This window comes from Vibrio sp. 10N.286.51.B11, assembly GCF_041469245.1.
GTDB classification, from domain to species: Bacteria; Pseudomonadota; Gammaproteobacteria; order Enterobacterales; family Vibrionaceae; genus Vibrio; species Vibrio crassostreae_C.
In genome coordinates, this window is sequence record NZ_JBFRKI010000008.1 from 1 (window position 1) to 15,663 (window position 15,663).

General features: G+C 44.3%; 15 protein-coding genes and 4 tRNA genes. 8 read left to right on the forward strand and 11 right to left on the reverse strand.

Annotation, left to right across the window (positions count from 1 at the left end):
- Positions 1 to 80: 80 nt before the first annotated feature.
- From AB4154_RS04905 to lolB, 9 genes are all read right to left on the reverse strand, one after another.
- Positions 81 to 157 (reverse strand) — tRNA-Met (locus AB4154_RS04905).
- A gap of 77 nt (positions 158 to 234) precedes the next feature.
- Positions 235 to 309: transfer RNA gene (locus AB4154_RS04910), tRNA-Gln, on the reverse strand.
- A gap of 29 nt (positions 310 to 338) precedes the next feature.
- Positions 339 to 423: transfer RNA gene (locus AB4154_RS04915), tRNA-Leu, on the reverse strand.
- A 65-nt stretch (positions 424 to 488) separates the two neighbouring features.
- A tRNA-Met gene (locus tag AB4154_RS04920) sits at positions 489 to 565 on the reverse strand.
- 280 nt (positions 566 to 845) lie between these two features.
- A complete protein-coding gene (gene ychF, locus AB4154_RS04925; protein WP_010439159.1) occupies positions 846 to 1,937 on the reverse strand; it encodes a redox-regulated ATPase YchF in 1,092 nt (363 codons plus the stop codon).
- Between the two features lie 10 nt (positions 1,938 to 1,947).
- Positions 1,948 to 2,538: an aminoacyl-tRNA hydrolase gene (pth, locus tag AB4154_RS04930; protein WP_004739815.1), complete on the reverse strand. Its 591-nt coding sequence runs from the start codon at positions 2,536 to 2,538 to the stop codon at positions 1,948 to 1,950.
- A gap of 223 nt (positions 2,539 to 2,761) precedes the next feature.
- On the reverse strand, positions 2,762 to 3,706 hold the full coding sequence (locus AB4154_RS04935; RefSeq protein WP_004739814.1) for a ribose-phosphate pyrophosphokinase: 945 nt from the start codon (positions 3,704 to 3,706) through the stop codon (positions 2,762 to 2,764).
- Between the two features lie 27 nt (positions 3,707 to 3,733).
- Positions 3,734 to 4,609 carry a 4-(cytidine 5'-diphospho)-2-C-methyl-D-erythritol kinase gene (gene ispE / locus AB4154_RS04940; protein ID WP_170962373.1) on the reverse strand — a complete coding sequence of 292 codons (876 nt, stop codon included), beginning with the start codon at positions 4,607 to 4,609 and terminating at the stop codon, positions 3,734 to 3,736.
- Entirely contained in the window at positions 4,606 to 5,253 is a 648-nt protein-coding gene (lolB, locus tag AB4154_RS04945) for a lipoprotein insertase outer membrane protein LolB (protein WP_372118438.1), read from the reverse strand. The genes ispE and lolB overlap by 4 nt, the downstream gene beginning before the upstream one ends.
- Before the next feature lie 160 nt (positions 5,254 to 5,413).
- On the opposite strand from lolB, the gene hemA reads away from it, so the two are divergent.
- From hemA to ybaK, 8 genes are all read left to right on the forward strand, one after another.
- Positions 5,414 to 6,673, forward strand: a complete 1,260-nt coding sequence (hemA, locus tag AB4154_RS04950) for a glutamyl-tRNA reductase (RefSeq protein WP_017062312.1) — start codon at positions 5,414 to 5,416, stop codon at positions 6,671 to 6,673.
- 28 nt (positions 6,674 to 6,701) lie between these two features.
- Positions 6,702 to 7,790, forward strand: a complete 1,089-nt coding sequence (gene prfA / locus AB4154_RS04955) for a peptide chain release factor 1 (protein WP_017062313.1) — start codon at positions 6,702 to 6,704, stop codon at positions 7,788 to 7,790.
- Between the two features lie 5 nt (positions 7,791 to 7,795).
- Positions 7,796 to 8,656 (forward strand): peptide chain release factor N(5)-glutamine methyltransferase, encoded by an 861-nt coding sequence (prmC, locus tag AB4154_RS04960; RefSeq protein ID WP_017062314.1) that lies wholly within the window; start codon positions 7,796 to 7,798, stop codon positions 8,654 to 8,656.
- 194 nt (positions 8,657 to 8,850) lie between these two features.
- The gene (locus tag AB4154_RS04965) at positions 8,851 to 9,234 is read left to right on the forward strand and encodes a SirB2 family protein (protein WP_009848726.1); all 384 of its coding nucleotides are present in this window, start codon (positions 8,851 to 8,853) and stop codon (positions 9,232 to 9,234) included.
- A gap of 27 nt (positions 9,235 to 9,261) precedes the next feature.
- Positions 9,262 to 10,071 (forward strand): SirB1 family protein, encoded by an 810-nt coding sequence (locus AB4154_RS04970; RefSeq protein ID WP_017062315.1) that lies wholly within the window; start codon positions 9,262 to 9,264, stop codon positions 10,069 to 10,071.
- A gap of 22 nt (positions 10,072 to 10,093) precedes the next feature.
- Positions 10,094 to 10,948, forward strand: a complete 855-nt coding sequence (gene kdsA, locus AB4154_RS04975; RefSeq protein ID WP_017069619.1) for a 3-deoxy-8-phosphooctulonate synthase — start codon at positions 10,094 to 10,096, stop codon at positions 10,946 to 10,948.
- A 454-nt stretch (positions 10,949 to 11,402) separates the two neighbouring features.
- Entirely contained in the window at positions 11,403 to 13,064 is a 1,662-nt protein-coding gene (gene ushA, locus AB4154_RS04980; protein WP_229647678.1) for a bifunctional UDP-sugar hydrolase/5'-nucleotidase UshA, read from the forward strand.
- A gap of 118 nt (positions 13,065 to 13,182) precedes the next feature.
- Positions 13,183 to 13,656: a Cys-tRNA(Pro) deacylase gene (gene ybaK, locus AB4154_RS04985; RefSeq protein WP_050651812.1), complete on the forward strand. Its 474-nt coding sequence runs from the start codon at positions 13,183 to 13,185 to the stop codon at positions 13,654 to 13,656.
- Between the two features lie 103 nt (positions 13,657 to 13,759).
- On the opposite strand, the gene rluF is transcribed toward ybaK, so the two are convergent.
- Both rluF and smrA read right to left on the reverse strand, forming a co-directional pair.
- Positions 13,760 to 14,893 (reverse strand): 23S rRNA pseudouridine(2604) synthase RluF, encoded by a 1,134-nt coding sequence (gene rluF / locus AB4154_RS04990; RefSeq protein ID WP_372122387.1) that lies wholly within the window; start codon positions 14,891 to 14,893, stop codon positions 13,760 to 13,762.
- Between the two features lie 176 nt (positions 14,894 to 15,069).
- On the reverse strand, positions 15,070 to 15,651 hold the full coding sequence (gene smrA / locus AB4154_RS04995; protein ID WP_017062320.1) for a DNA endonuclease SmrA: 582 nt from the start codon (positions 15,649 to 15,651) through the stop codon (positions 15,070 to 15,072).
- Positions 15,652 to 15,663: the final 12 nt, after the last annotated feature.

Consider the following 15,663-nt stretch of genomic DNA (forward strand, 5'->3'; position numbering starts at 1 on the left):
ACGACCGCAGCAAATCTTTATAGTCATACTGAATATTGGTGATTCAATATAACGTTGTCTTTTCTTTCTCGAAGAAAGAATGGTGGCTACTGCGGGATTTGAACCTGCGACCCCATCATTATGAGTGATGTGCTCTAACCAACTGAGCTAAGTAGCCATCTGAGAGCGAGACAATATAATATAATCTTGCTTTCAATGCCATTATCTTTTTAAAGATAATTACACTTTAAATTGTGGCTGGGCTACCTGGATTCGAACCAGGGAATGCCGGCATCAAAAGCCGGTGCCTTACCGCTTGGCGATAGCCCAACAATGATATCTTAAACACATTCTAAATATGGTGCGGTCGGAGAGACTTGAACTCTCACACCTCTCGGCGCCAGAACCTAAATCTGGTGCGTCTACCAATTCCGCCACGACCGCGTTATTTCCTAAAAACTCTTTGTTACTAAAGACAAACTTTAATATCAAATAGAGTGCTTAGGAAATGGTGGCTACTGCGGGATTTGAACCTGCGACCCCATCATTATGAGTGATGTGCTCTAACCAACTGAGCTAAGTAGCCATTTCCATATTGTTGCTCATTTCGAAACGTTGCCGCTTCGCTGTGAACGGGGCGCATTATGCGGAGTTGAGTGAAACCCGTCAACTTTTTTTTTGAATAAATCGCGAATAAACATCTGTTCGGTTTCTTTTTAGGCAAAGAGGCGTATTTGTCGACAAAAAACAGGTCTAAAAGGCGATATATATAGGAAGTTAAGTTTCTGGTGAGAGACAATTTAGAAAGGGGAAAAACAAAAAGGCCAGTGAATTCACTGGCCTTTTTTCTAGATGTTTAATCAGAATTATACATTGAAGCGGAAGTGAACAACGTCACCATCTTTAACGATGTATTCTTTACCTTCAAGGCGCCATTTACCTGCGTCTTTCGCACCGCTCTCACCGTTAAATTCGATGAAGTGATCGAATCCAACAACTTCAGCACGGATGAAACCTTTCTCGAAGTCTGTGTGGATCTTACCCGCTGCTTGTGGCGCAGTTGCACCTACAGGGATTGTCCAAGCACGAACTTCTTTAACACCAGCTGTGAAGTAAGTCTGAAGAGTCAGTAGTTCGTAACCAGAGCGGATCACTCGGTTAAGACCTGGTTCTTCGATACCCATATCCGCAAGGAACTCTTCGCGATCTTCGTCATCAAGCTCAGAAAGCTCTGATTCGATTGCTGCACAAACAGCAACAACAACGTTGTTTTCGTTTTCTGCGTATTCACGAACAGCGTCTAGGTATGGGTTATTTTCAAAACCATCTTCTGCAACGTTTGCGATGTACATTGTTGGCTTAAGCGTTAGGAAGTTTAGGTAGCCGATTGCTGCCGCTTCTTCTTTGCCAAGTTCAACAGTACGTGCCATACCACCTTCAGTTAGAACTGGAAGTAGCTTTTCTAGTACAGTGATTTCGAATTTAGCGTCTTTGTCGCCGCCTTTCGCTTTCTTCGCGTTACGTTGAATTGCACGCTCACAGCTGTCTAAGTCAGCCAGTGCAAGTTCTAGGTTGATCACTTCGATATCTTCAATTGGAGATACTTTGCCAGCAACGTGAACAATGTTTTCATTTTCAAAGCAGCGTACAACGTGACCGATAGCGTCAGTTTCACGGATGTTAGCTAGGAATTTGTTACCAAGACCTTCACCTTTAGATGCGCCAGCAACTAGGCCCGCGATATCTACGAATTCCATTGTCGTTGGAAGGATCTTCTGTGGATTAACAATTTTTGCTAATGCATCTAAGCGTAGATCTGGAACCGGAACGATACCTGTGTTTGGTTCGATCGTACAAAATGGAAAGTTTGCTGCTTCGATGCCTGCTTTAGTCAGTGCGTTAAACAGAGTTGACTTACCAACGTTTGGTAGACCAACGATGCCACATTTAAAACCCATGATATAAACCTTATTCTGCTTTGAACGTATGTAAGCGATTTTGTGCTTTTGGTAGGCCATCTTTTAATAAGATGTCTAGGCTGCGAACCGATTCGTCAACGACGGCCTCGATACACTCTTGCTCTTTTTGAGGAGCTTTGCCTAATACATAACCTGCAACTTTATCTTTGTGTCCTGGATGGCCGATGCCTAATCTAAGACGATAGAATTCTTTATTGTTACCCTGCTTGCTGATGATGTCTTTCAGACCATTATGTCCGCCATGACCACCACCTTTTTTAAACTTTCCAATACCAGGAGGCAGATCTAACTCATCGTGAGCGACCATGATCTCTTCTGGTTTAATTTGGTAGAACTTTGCTAAGGCTGCAACTGCTTTGCCTGACAAGTTCATAAAAGTCGTTGGGATCAGCAAACGAAGATCTTCACCGTGAACCATGATACGACCCGTTAGGCCAAAGAACTTTGGTTCGTTCTTTAGTGTCACGTTATGTACACGCGCTAATTCTTCAACTACCCAAGCGCCCGCGTTGTGGCGAGTTTTGGCGTATTCTGGACCTGGATTAGCCAGTCCAACGAGAAGTTTTATTTGTTGGCTCAAGGTATGGATCTCTCTTGGGATTTCAAAAAGCGCCGTATGATATCACAGTTTATGAAAAAGGTGCGAGCTAGCTGATAGCTGCGCGATTATTCCTGTTTGTGATAACTAGCAGTGCAATATTACTCAGACATAAAAAAAGCACTTCATTGACTGAAGTGCTTAATATCTTTCTCTCGCGTGTTTCTAAAACCAAGCTTTTGTAAAAAAAGCTATTGGGCTTTGATTAGTTGAACATCGCTGAGATTGATTCTTCGTTGCTGATACGACGAATCGCTTCAGCAAGCATGCGAGAAAGGCTAAGTGTTGTCACTTTACCCGTCGCAGCCATCTCTGGAGATAGAGAGATAGAATCCGTTACGATAACTTGGTCTAGAACAGAGTTCTTGATGTTGTTCGCAGCAGTACCAGAGAAAACAGCGTGAGTTGCGTAAGCGAATACACGCTTAGCACCGCGCTCTTTTAGCGCTTCAGCTGCTTTACATAGTGTGCCACCCGTATCGATCATGTCATCAACGATCACACAGTCACGGCCTTCAACATCACCGATTAGGTTCATTACTTCAGAAACGTTAGCACGTGGACGACGCTTATCAACGATAGCGATGTCAACATCACCTAGCGCTTTAGCAGTAGCACGAGCACGTACAACACCACCAAGGTCTGGAGAAACCACAACTGGGTTTTCTAAGCCACGGTTCGCCATGTCTTCTAGAAGAACTGGAGTGCCGAAGATGTTATCAACAGGTACATCGAAGAAGCCTTGGATTTGCTCTGCGTGTAGGTCGATAGTAAGAACGCGGTCAACGCCAACGTTAGAAAGGAAATCTGCAACAACTTTTGCAGTAATTGGCACACGAGCAGAACGTACACGACGATCTTGACGGGCATAACCGAAGTAAGGGATTACAGCAGTAATACGGCCAGCTGAAGCACGGCGCATTGCGTCAATCATTACCACCAATTCCATTAGGTTGTCATTGGTTGGTGCACAAGTTGATTGAATCAGGAATACATCGCTACCACGAACGTTTTCATTGATTTGAACAGCGACTTCGCCATCAGAAAAACGGTCTACAGTAGCATCGCCAAGAGAGATGTATAGACGATCAGCAATACGTTGGGCTAGTTCAGGTGTTGCGTTACCAGCAAATAGCTTCATATCAGGCACGGTGGAAACCTCGGGTTGCGTCCAGTTTTAAATAGATTGTGGGTGGGCTGATTGGTATTCAGCCAGAGTTTCTTTTAAAGGAGAAATGTTTCTTCCTTTCGCTACGAAAGCGGAAACTGTGTCAGGCAGTTGTTCTCGCACCAATTCGGCTTCTTTTTTGCTGTTAAATTCAGCAAAAACGCACGAACCTGTACCAGTCAATCTCGACGGCGCGTATTGTAGCAGCCATGAAAGTTGCTTATCAACCTCTGGGTACAGCATTCGCACAATTTTTTCGCAATCGTTTACGTATTCTTGCTCTAGAAGCGTTGCTAGCGCTCGCTTTGGCGTATTTCGAGTTAATTCTGAATGTTTGAATATGTCTGCAGTTGCTATGCTCACTTGAGGTTTGGCGACTAGATACCATTTTTCATCCGGATTAGCTGGTGACAATTGTTCTCCAACCCCTTCAGCAAAGGCGGCGTGGCCTCGAACGAAGACAGGAACGTCAGCACCAAGCTTCAAACCGATCTCGGCGAGTTGATCGTCTGACAGGTTGAGTTGCCATAAATAATTCAGAGCGACCAACACGGTTGCTGCATTTGAAGAGCCTCCGCCAATACCGCCACCCATAGGCAGTACTTTCTTGAGTTCAATATCGGCACCGAAACAGGTTGAGGTATATTGCTGTAGCGCAGTAGCGGCTTTCCAGATCAGGTTGTCTTCAAGTGCTACCCCAGGGATTTCTGGTGTGATTGTGATCGAGCTAGTTTCTGAGTTTGCGGTAACCGTCAGTTCATCACCAAAATCGACAAACTGAAATAAAGTTTGAAGTTCGTGATAGCCATTGTCACGTCGACCAGTGATATAGAGAAATAAATTCAGTTTAGCCGGAGAAGGCCAATGGGTTGGCGTTGTTATCATCTTTTCAGTGTCCACTTCGAAACTACAATGTTGATTTTGTTATTGTCTTGCTTGAATGACAATCGAGTAGGGAGTGGGATTATCTCTACCTTAGTGTTGTCTTCACCCGATAGTTGCTTATTCGGCATCTCTGTATTGCGATAGTTAGCAAAACTCAGTGTCCATAATTGGTTGCTGACTTGTTTGGTGAGAGATTCAAGCGTGTTGGTCGTGTTCAATTGGTAGCTATCGGCTTGGTCTGGAATGCCAAGGAACCATTGTGGCAGGTGATCAATAGGGATCTGTAAACCTGTCAGCTGCTCAACCAAGACTGAAGCGCTCGCATGAGTAAATACTTGATCGCCATAGGTCACGACTTTTGCACCCGATGGATCTATGGTTAGGTTCAGTGCAGTTTGACCGAGAAAAGTAGTGAGCCTTAATTGACTTTGATTTGGTGAATGTTTCCAAATGAAATTTAGGCTTTGGCGCTGCTCTGGAGAAATGTAGGCGAGCTTGCCCGAGGCTTGGTAGTTTTCTATCTGTAGAAGTCGGTTTTGGTGACTTTGCCACTCAACACTGGTCGGTTGTTCAGGTATAGACGAGCAACCCACCATAATTATGGTCATAAAAATAAGAGACGTGATTCTACGAAGTTTGCTCATATTTGCTCACAACTTGTTCAAATTTATCTAAAAAACGCTTCAACTATAGCATTGAATTCACGAACTCAGGAAAACAAATCCCGCTTGCTCTTTAAATAGAGCCATGCATCAAGTAAAATTCGCCCCTTGTTTCCATTCCCTGATCGAGAACTTCTGATACATGTCTTTGCTTGCCGTAGGTATCAATCACAATACAGCGTCGGTTGAATTGCGAGAAAAAGTCGCTTTTGGTCCAGATAAATTATCTGAGGCACTCAAGCAACTTAACGCAAATGCACACGTGAATGGAAGTGTCATACTTTCTACCTGTAATCGAACTGAAGTGTATTGCGACGTTAAAGGCGTGGCTAAAAACAAACTCATCGATTGGTTGTCGGTTTTCCATCAAGTTAGCCCAGAAGAGCTAAAGCCAAGCCTTTATATCCATGAAGAGCAGGCGGCGATTAAACACTTAATGCGCGTTGCTTGTGGTTTGGACTCTTTAGTCTTGGGTGAACCGCAGATCTTAGGTCAGGTGAAGCAAGCGTATACGGACTCGCGAGAGAACAAATCCGTTGATGCTTCAATGGAAAAACTATTCCAGAAATCATTTTCTGTTGCGAAGCGTGTTCGAACTGAAACTGAAATCGGCGGAAGCGCGGTTTCTGTAGCTTACGCAGCCTGTACCTTAGCCAAGCATATTTTTGAATCCATCGCAGATTCAACCGTGTTACTGGTTGGTGCGGGTGAAACCATTGAACTGGTGGCTAAGCACCTTTCGGCGAATGGCTGTACAAAAATGATTGTGGCGAACCGAACTCGAGAACGTGCTCTAGGGCTAGCAGAAGAATTTGGTGCTGAAGTGATCAGCTTGAATGAGATCCCTGATCATCTTCATCGAGCGGACATCGTAATTAGCTCAACCGCAAGTCCATTGCCTATTATCGGTAAGGGTATGGTTGAGACTGCTCTAAAAACAAGAAAGCATCAGCCGATGTTATTGGTTGATATTGCCGTTCCACGTGATGTGGAATCGCAGGTTGGTGATCTAAATGATGCCTACCTTTATTCGGTTGATGATTTGCAGTCGATTGTTGATGGCAATATCGAACAACGTAAAGTTGAAGCGATTCAAGCTGAAGCGATCGTCAGTGAAGAAAGTGCCGCGTTCATGAGTTGGATGCGCTCTTTACAAGCGGTAGACAGTATTCGAGATTACCGTAAATCGGCTAACGAAATCCGCGAAGAATTATTAAGTAAAAGTTTACAATCGCTTGCCGCTGGCGGTGACCCTGAAAAAGTTTTACTCGAGCTCAGCAATAAGCTCACAAACAAATTGATCCATGCTCCAACGCGCGCACTTCAAAGTGCAGCTGAGCAAGGAGAACCTGCAAAATTAATGGTCATTAGACAGAGTTTGGGCTTAGAAAACCCTCAATAATATTAGACCTCCAACAAGATAAGACATTATGAAAGCCTCGATTCTAGTAAAGCTTGAAACACTTGTTGAACGCTATGAAGAAGTTCAACATCTACTTGGTGATCCAGATGTAATCGGGAATCAAGACAAATTCCGTGCACTTTCGAAAGAATACTCTCAACTTGAAGAAGTGACAGCTTGCTTCCAGTCATACCAGCAAGCGAAAGAAGATCTAGAAGCTGCTGAAGAGATGGCAAACGAAGACGACGCAGAAATGCGTGAAATGGCTCAAGATGAAATCAAAGATGCGAAAGCAGCAATTGAGCGTCTGACTGATGAGCTACAGATTCTTCTTATTCCAAAAGATCCAAACGATGAGCGTAACTGTTTCCTAGAAATCCGCGCAGGTGCGGGTGGTGATGAAGCAGGTATCTTCGCGGGCAACCTGTTCCGTATGTACTCTAAGTTTGCTGAGAAGAAAGGTTGGCGTGTTGAAATCATGAGCAGCAATGCTTCTGAGCAAGGCGGCTACAAAGAGATGATCGCTAAGGTTAGTGGCGACGCTGTTTACGGCACCATGAAGTTTGAGTCAGGCGGTCACCGTGTACAACGTGTACCTGAAACCGAATCTCAAGGCCGTGTTCACACGTCAGCATGTACGGTTGCGGTTATGCCTGAGATCCCAGAAGCGGATCTTCCAGAAATCAAAGCGGGCGACCTTAAAATTGATACTTTCCGTGCATCAGGCGCGGGTGGTCAGCACGTTAACACCACGGATTCAGCAATCCGTATTACTCACTTACCAACGGGTACAGTAGTAGAGTGTCAGGACGAGCGTTCTCAGCATAAAAACAAAGCGAAAGCGATGGCTGTTCTTGCTGCTCGTATTGTTCAAGCAGAAGAAGAGCGCCGCGCGGCAGCGGTTTCTGATACACGTCGTAACCTACTAGGTTCGGGTGACCGTAGTGACCGTATTCGTACGTACAACTACCCACAAGGCCGTGTTTCGGATCACCGTATCAACCTTACAATTTACCGTCTTAACGAAGTACTTGAAGGTGACATGCAAAGCTTGCTTGATCCTGTACTTCAAGAGCACCAAGCCGATCAGCTTGCTGCACTTGCAGAGAACAACTAACCAGTATGCAGTCAGCATATACGGTTGAAAGTGCTTTAAAAGCAGCAATCGTAAAGCTTCAAGAGGGTGATAACACATCACCCTCTATTGATGCCGCGGTACTGCTTTGTCACGCCTTAGATAAACCAAGATCTTACCTACTGACTTGGCCTGAGAAGCATCTCACCTCTGAGCAAGAGTCTGAATTCAATGCCCTTCTAAAACGTCGCTTAACCGGTGAGCCTGTGGCTTACATTATCGGTGAGCGTGAGTTTTGGTCACTGCCGTTAAAAGTTTCCCCTTCTACATTAATCCCACGCCCAGATACCGAGCGTTTGGTTGAAGTAGCGTTGGATAAAACCTTTGGCAAGCAAGGCGCGATTCTCGATTTAGGGACAGGTACAGGTGCTATCGCGTTAGCATTGGCGTCTGAGATGCCGAATCGACAGGTGACGGGTATTGATCTTCGCCCTGAAGCGCAGCAGCTTGCGACAGAGAATGCACAGCGTCTCAACATCACCAATGCGACTTTTTTGCATGGTAGTTGGTTTGAGCCTTTGAGCTCTGAAGGCGTTGTGAAATTCTCTCTGATTGTTTCTAACCCGCCATACATTGAGAAGAATGATCCTCATTTGTCTCAAGGCGATGTGCGTTTTGAGCCGATCACAGCACTGGTTGCTGAAGAGAAAGGGCTTGCAGATATTCGATACATTTCTGAAAACGCACGTGGCTTTTTGGAAAATGAAGGTTGGTTAGCATTTGAACACGGCTATGACCAAGGTTTGGCAGTTCGTGAGATTATGCAGGCGCTCGGTTATCTCGATGTTGTCACAGAGAAAGATTACGGTGGTAATGACCGAGTGACATTGGGTCGTTACTGTTCATAGTTAGTGATTGTTAATCGTCTTGTGAGCAATGGATGATGAACTTGCTAAATTGATACCTTTAACTCGACAATACATTTAACCCGATAATGCATTTAACGCAGAAATACAGAGATTTTATGCAGAACTACAGAGCATTAACGGGTATTGTGAGGCTCGTGTTAACGAAAGCACATATAAAAATATAAAGGAATACCATGTACGAAGGTCTAAAACATTTTCACCTATTAACGATTGCTATAAGTGCGCTACTTCTCTCGATTCGTTTCGCTCTTATGATGGCTAACTCACCTAAGCTTAAGCATCCTTTCTTGCAGCGTTTCCCTCATATCAATGACTCGTTGCTATTGCTATCGGGTATTGGTTTGATTTTCATCACTGGCTTTATTCCATTTACACCAGCAGCACCATGGTTAACCGAAAAACTAACTTGTGTTATGGCTTACATCGCATTAGGTTTCTTTGCGCTTAAGCTAGGTAAAAACAAGCTACTGAGAGTATTCTCTTTCTTTGGTGCGCTAGGCTGGTTAGCGATGGCAGGCAAAATCGCAATGACCAAGACACCAACATTTTTCGGTTAATTATCTCCTTATTTCGGTTAACTATCTATGTACGAATTTTTTGATGAAGACTTTGACCAGCTAGAATTAGCTGAAGGTGCATTGATCTTAAATAAAGCGATTAACCCAGAAACTCAAGACAGTTGGGCAGAGCAAGAGCTGGCGAGATTGTTAAAAGACGCCGAGTTTGCTTTGGTTAATGAAACCGATGAACAGCAGAAGTTTGAATTTTTTATTCGACTATTCTTTTATGAATGGGGCTTTGCTGGCGATAAAGATGCGTATTTCTCTTCGGAAAACGCGTTCATCGATAAAGTGCTTGAGAGAAAGAAAGGCATTCCAGTGAGTCTGGGGGCGATCTTTCTTTTTCTAGGTCGCAAGCTAGGCTTTCCTGTAGAGGGCGTCTCTTTTCCGACTCAATTCTTACTTAAAGTAAGTTGGTACGGGCAAGCTGCGGCCTACATTAACCCTTATAACGGTGAGTACGTTGGCGAACAAACGCTGCGAGCATGGCTAATTGGCCATGATGGCCCATTAGCTAAGGTGAAACCTGAGCACCTAGAAGTCGCCGACCACCCAACGATTATTGGTAAGTGGTTAGCCCTGCTCAAGAGTGCACTGCTGCGAGAAGAGCGTTATACACTTGCATTGAAGTGTACCGATCTTGCGTTAACGTTTGTGCCGGATGATCCGTATGAAATCCGTGACCGCGGTTTTATCTATCAGCAGCTAGACTGTCACCAAGTGGCCGCAACCGATTATCAATACTTTATCGACCAATGCCCAGATGACCCTGCATCTGAGTTACTGAAATCTCAAGTGAACGTCATGAACGAAAAGACAGTGGTAGTTCACTAATTAATAATTATTTAGAGAGAATATGATGGAACAAAAAACAGTTCACATTGGCGATATGCCAATTGCTAACGACAAGCCATTTACGCTATTTGCAGGCATGAACGTTCTTGAATCTCGTGATCTTGCTATGCAGATCTGTGAGCACTATGTAAAAGTAACCGAGAAGCTGGGCATCCCTTACGTATTTAAGGCGTCTTTTGATAAAGCGAACCGCAGCTCAGTTCATTCATACCGTGGTCCAGGAATGGAAGAAGGTCTCAAAATCTTCCAAGAGCTGAAAGATACTTTCGGCGTGAAGATCATTACTGATATCCACACAGAAGCTCAAGCTCAGCCAGTTGCGGATGTGGTTGATGTAATCCAACTACCTGCATTCCTAGCTCGTCAAACTGATCTTGTTGAAGCAATGGCTAAGACTGGCGCAGTAATCAACGTGAAGAAGCCTCAGTTCATGAGCCCGAATCAAGTTGGCAACATCGTTGATAAGTTCGCTGAGTGCGGTAATGACAACATCATCCTTTGTGAGCGTGGCGCTTGCATGGGTTACGATAACCTTGTTGTGGATATGCTTGGCTTTGGCGTAATGAAGAAGTCTTCAAACGGTAGCCCAATCATCTTCGACGTGACGCACTCTCTACAAATGCGTGACCCATCAGGTGCTGCATCTGGCGGTCGTCGTGAGCAAACGGTTGAACTTGCTAAAGCGGGTCTTGCTACGGGTATTGCGGGTCTGTTCATTGAAGCTCACCCAAACCCAGACCAAGCTCGTTGTGATGGCCCATCTGCGCTACCTCTAGACAAACTAGAGCCGTTCTTGAAGCAGATGAAAGCACTTGATGACCTTATCAAAGGCTTTGAGCATATTGATATTAAATAATTGAGATGGATGTGAAGTAACGGAAACGTTATTTAACAAAGTTGATCTAAGAAAGCCCAGTTCTCTGAATTGGGCTTTTTTTTATCTCGTAAAATCAGCCGAACATAAACCGTTCATTTAAAGAGTTGTTAACGTGGCGGGTTATTACCTAAGAAACTCTTATATGAGTGTGAGGTCAGTCCTGTTTGCAGTAAATTGCTGATATTCATCACACTTTGTAAGTAAACGATTGCTTGTGATGCAGGGGAAGTTTGAGTGTAATCTCATAATTTTGTTACACTTAACTGTTGACCTATGCGTGACCAATTCGACATAAATATGAAATCGTCGTGTTACATCTAGAATGTTAATTTAAGATTAGTCATGTTGAAGTCTTATTGTTCGAACTCCAGGAAAGGGGTCGCAATAGATTATAAAAAGCAGTGGATTCCCTAAAAAGTTCAAAGGTATGACAATGAAGCAACGCCTTATTCTAAAGACAGCACTAAGTGCTGCAATCCTAGCTACTCTAGCTGGGTGTGCGTCTCAATCAGCTCATGATTGGAACCAAGACGAAACTTACAAGCTAACGATTCTTCACACAAACGATAACCATGGTCGTTTCTGGCAGAATAAATACGGCGAATACGGCATGTCTGCACGTAAAACGCTAGTTGACCAACTTCGTTCAGAAGTTGAAGCAGAAGGCGGTAGCGTGTTGCTTCTATCTGGCGGTGACATCAACACGGGTGTTCCAGAGTCAGACCTTCAGGACGCAGAACCTGATTTTAAAGGTATGAACAAAATTGGTTACGATGCAATGGCATTGGGTAACCACGAGTTTGATAACTCTTTAGACGTACTAGAAAAGCAGATTGACTGGGCTAATTTCCCAATGCTATCTGCAAACATCTACGATAAAGCGACAGGTGAACGTAAGTTCCAAGCTTACGAGATGTTCGAAAAGCAAGGCATCAAGATTGCGGTTATTGGTTTAACAACTGAAGATACTCAAAAGATTGGTAACCCTGAATTTATCGCAGGCATCGACTTCCGTGATCCTAAAGAAGAAGCGAAGAAGCTAATCGCTGAACTTAAAGAAACAGAAAAACCTGATCTAATCTTTGCTGTGACTCATATGGGTCACTACGAGAACGGTCAACGTGGTGTTAATGCTCCGGGTGACGTCGCACTTGCTCGTTACCTAAACGAAGGCGATCTAGACATGATCGTTGGTGGTCACTCTCAAGAGCCTGTATGTATGGAAGGCCCTAACGTTGCGAAGAAAAACTTCAAGCCGGGTGATGAGTGTAAGCCTGACGTACAGAATGGTACTTACATCGTTCAAGCTCATGAGTGGGGCAAGTACGTAGGTCGTGCTGATTACGAATTCCGTAACGGCGAACTAGAAATGGTGAGCTACGACCTGATTCCAGTTAACCTTAAGAAGAAAGTTAAGATTGACGGTAAGAAGCAACGTGTTCTTATTCAAGATGAAATCGCACAAGACCCAGAGCTACTTGAATTCCTACGTCCTTTCCAAGAGCAAGGTCAGGCACAGCTAGAAGTTCAAATCGCTGAGACAAATGGCAAGCTTGAAGGCGATCGTAACGTCGTTCGTTTCCAACAGACCAACCTAGGTCGTTTGATTGCGACTTCTCACATGGAGCGTGCAAAAGCAGACTTCGCTGTGATGAACTCTGGTGGCGTTCGTGACTCAATTGAAGCCGGTAATGTTACTTACAAAGATGTACTGAAGGTACAGCCTTTTGCAAACATCCTGACTTACACAGACATGACGGGTAAAGAAGTTCTGGATTACCTAAATGTAGTAGCGACTAAACCAATCGATTCTGGTGCTTACGCTCAGTTTGCTGGTATCTCTATGACAGTAGCGAACGGTGAAGTATCGAATGTATTCATCGGTGGCAAACAGCTTCGTCTAGACGAAACTTACCGTTTCACAGTACCAAGCTTTAACGCTGCTGGTGGTGACGGTTACCCTAAACTGTCTGATCACCCAGGTTACGTAAATACTGGTTTTGTTGATGCTGAAGTACTGAAAGAGTACCTAGAAGCAAACAGCCCGGTTGACGTGAACAAGTACGCGCCTTCAGGCCAAATGGTTTACAAGTAATTGAATCCAAGCAATTGTATCAATAGGTGCTAAATTAGATTGACTCTAGCACCATGATAAATTTAACTAAAGCGACGCCTCGGCGTCGCTTTTTGTTTATCTATCGTTTGGATTTGTTATGACCCCAGCAATCAATCTCGCCAAGAAAAAGAAAATCGCTCATAGCGTGCATCAGTACCATCATGATGCCAATAATACGAACTATGGTTTAGAAGCCGTTGAAGCGCTTGGTCAAGATCCCAAACGTGTATTCAAAACGCTGTTGTTCTGCTTGAATGGTGTGGCGAAAGATTTGGCAGTCGCCGTTATTCCTGTCGACCAGAAGCTAAACCTAAAGCTGGCAGCAAAAGCGGCGAAAGGCAAAAAAGCAGAGATGGCTGATCCAGATATTGCTCAGAAAACCACGGGTTATGTCGTGGGGGGAATTAGTCCGCTTGGTCAGAAGAAAGCACTACCTACCTTCGTTCATTCCAGTGCGACAGGTTTTGAAACGATATGTGTGAGTGCAGGTAAGCGTGGGCTAGAGATTGAATTAGACCCAAAAGACTTAACACTGCTGACTCGCGGCCAGTTTGCTGATCTATGTTTATAGATTGTTGTCATGATGATAAAACTATCGAATGACAAACAAAAACGCCCGCTAGACTAATCTAGCAGGCGTTTTTATATCGAGTGTCTCGTCTTACTGATTCAGACTACTTCTTCAGACCTAAAGTACCACCAACACGCTTTGGTGCAGGTTTGTTCGGTCTGTTTGAATCTTGGCTGCGGTTTGCCGGCTTACCGCTTCTACGATCTGTGCGATTGCGATCTGTGCGATTGCGATCCGAACGGTTTCTATCTGAATTAGAACGCTCTGAACGAGAGTTCGATTTCCAGTTCTCGGTATTACCACCGCTTTCACCATTTGATGAATTGCGGCCACGCTTTGAGTTAGGTGCATGACGGAATTCATCCGCATTGTTACCGCGGTAAGTGCGAGTACGGTTCTCGTTTTGATTACGGCGCGCTGTTGAAGCTTGGTTCTCTTCACGGCTATCAAAAAGTTTCGCGTCAGTCGCTTTGCGAATGCGTTGACCTTTCGCGTTCATTTTTGACGCATCTTCCGTACTTACTGAGCCTTCACACATCGCTAAAATTTCAGTGATCTCTTCGTCGCTCAGGTAGCGCCATTTGCCGTTAGGAATACCGTCTAGTGAGATATTCATAATACGAACACGGCGTAGCTTAAATACTTCATAACCGAGCGCTTCACACATACGGCGAATTTGGCGGTTAAGGCCTTGTGTTAGCGTAATTCGGAATGAGAACTTAGTCTCTTTCTCTACTTTACATGGCAAAGTGACTGTATCGAGAATGTGAACGCCAGCGCCCATTTGCTTCAAGAATTCCGTCGTAATCGGCTTATCTACACGCACCACGTATTCTTTCTCGTGGTTGTTACCTGCACGTAGGATCTTGTTTACGATGTCGCCGTCATTGGTTAGGAAGATAAGGCCATCAGAAGGCTTATCTAGACGACCAATCGGGAAAATGCGCTTGTGGTGGCCAATAAAGTCGACGATGTTGCCAGGAATATCACGCTCAGTCGTACAGGTGATACCTGTTGGTTTATTGAGAGCAATGTAAATCGGCTTCTCTTTTGAGCGAACAGGCTTATTGTCGATCTCAACATCATCACCTGGCAAGACTTTAGTACCCATTTCAGGGATCTTACCGTTAATAGTAACTCGGCCTGCATCAATCAGTTTATCGGCTTCGCGGCGTGAGCAAAAACCAGTTTCACTGATGTATTTATTAAGGCGTTTAGCTTGGGATTCTTGTGACATGATATTCTCTTAGCGTTTCACAACGGAAATGTAGATAAACAAAAAGCAACCTTTGGATAGTTGCTTTGAGTTGAAATTCGTTAACTGAGGTAATTTTAGCACTTGGTGTGAGTCTAGGCACGAAATATCGATCTTGATGCAAAATCGTTACTAGTCCATTTATCTATCTCAACCTATTAACTGGTGCGTTTTTGATGGCGCTCTCTGTTCTCTAGCTTTTTCTCATTACTCTTTCTGAGCATTACGTAGACTGCGCCCGTACCACCATGAAATTGCTGAGCAGAATGAACACATTGAACGTCGTTGATTTGTGTTAGCCAATTTGCCACGTAGCTTTTCATCATTGCAGGTGGATTCGAACGCTCACCCTTACCATGAACAATGATGACGGTACGAACATCCATTCTTAAACACTGACGCAAAAATGAAAGCACTTCGTTACGTGCGTCTTTCAGTGTTTTCCTATGAAGGTCGAGCTTGGCTTGAATAGGGTATTTTCCTAGGCGCAGCTTTTTGTATACGCCTTCTTGTACACCGTCTTTTTTATAAGCAACAACATCGTCTGGCTTGATCATTGGCGAATAGTCTAATGATAAGTAGTCTTTCTCGTCGTCAGACAGCCACATAGCGGCTTCACGCTTAGCAAGGTGAGATTCGGTGACTCGGTGTACTTTCTGGTGTTCAGCGGTGTCATGGTCGATACGTTTAACATCGCCCATCATTTCTTGGAATAGATCTAAGTCATCATCATGAGACATAGTGTGTATCTC